This is a genomic window from Mesorhizobium sp. M7A.F.Ca.CA.004.04.2.1 (assembly GCF_004022825.1).
Classification (GTDB): Bacteria; Pseudomonadota; Alphaproteobacteria; order Rhizobiales; family Rhizobiaceae; genus Mesorhizobium.
Window position 1 is genome coordinate 1 of sequence record NZ_RZPH01001318.1, and the last position, 1,326, is coordinate 1,326.

Below are 1,326 nucleotides of genomic sequence, written 5' to 3' on the forward strand. Positions count from 1 at the left end.
GCGCCCGCAATGTGCTCATTCCCAATCCGCGCGACATTCCCGGCTTCGTCAAGGAACTGCAGAAGTATCCGGTGCACATCTTTCCCGGCCTCAACACGCTGTTCAACGCGCTGCTCAACAATGAGGATTTCCGCAAGCTCGACTTCAAGCCGCTGGTGCTGACGTTGGGCGGCGGCATGGCGGTGCAGAAGGGCGTCGCCGAACGCTGGAAGACGCTGACCGGTTGTTCGGTCACCGAAGGCTACGGCCTCTCGGAAACCTCGCCGGTCGCCACCGCCAACAAGTTCACCGCCGGCGACTTCACCGGCACCATCGGCCTGCCGCTGCCCTCGACCGAGATCGCCATCCGCGACGACGACGGCAACAATTTGCCGCTCGGCGAGGTCGGCGAGGTCTGCATCCGAGGACCGCAGGTGATGGCGGGCTACTGGAACCGGCCCGATGAGACCGCCAAGGTGATGACCAAGGATGGCTACTTCAAATCCGGCGACATGGGCTTCATGGACGAGCGCGGCTACACCAAGATCGTCGACCGCAAGAAGGACATGATCCTGGTTTCGGGCTTCAATGTCTATCCGAACGAGCTCGAGGAAGTCGTGGCCATGCATCCGGGCGTGCTCGAAGTGGCGGCGGTCGGCGTGCCGGACGAGCATTCGGGCGAGGTGCCGAAACTGTTCGTGGTCAAGAAGGATCCGGCGCTGACCGCAGAGACGCTCACCGCCTTCTGCCGCGAGAACCTGACCGGCTACAAGCGGCCCAAATACATAGAATTCAGGACCGAGCTGCCGAAGACGCCGGTCGGCAAGATCCTGCGGCGAGCACTGCGCGAATAGTGGACGGCGATCTTGCCGACAACGATGCTCTGGATCGATGCTCACGCCTCGACCCGGCAACCTTCATCAAGGCGAACATGCGCCTTGTCCCCGTGCCTGCGCTTCCAGAAATCCAGTTTTATACAGCTCACCCCGGCAGCGGATTGAGGCGGCTCGTCGAGCCCGAAGACGATGCGGAAGACGCGCCGGAGCCACAACCGCCCTACTGGGCCTATGCATGGGCCGGCGGCACCGTGCTCGCACGCTATGTCCTTGACCATCCAACAACCGTGGCGGGACGCCGCGTGCTCGACCTTGGTGCCGGCTCCGGCCTTGTCGGCATCGCCGCAGCTAAGGCTGGGGCACGCGAAGTGATCGCCGCCGAGATCGACCGCAACGGCGTTGCCGCTCTTGAGCTCAACGCGGTCGCCAACGGCGTTGCCATCACAATAATAGGCGAAGACATCACCGCCGGCCCGCCGCCGGCAGTTGACCTCGTGCTCGCAGGCGATGT

General features: G+C 63.6%; 2 protein-coding genes. Both read left to right on the forward strand.

The window, feature by feature from the left end; genetic code table 11:
• The coding region (locus EN893_RS34195; RefSeq protein ID WP_164901390.1) for an AMP-binding protein at positions 1-833 on the forward strand (833 nt) is incomplete at its 5' end.
• Positions 833-1,326 (forward strand): 50S ribosomal protein L11 methyltransferase (locus tag EN893_RS34200; RefSeq protein ID WP_245490960.1); only part of this gene is annotated, 494 nt, incomplete at its 3' end. The genes EN893_RS34195 and EN893_RS34200, both read left to right, overlap by 1 nt.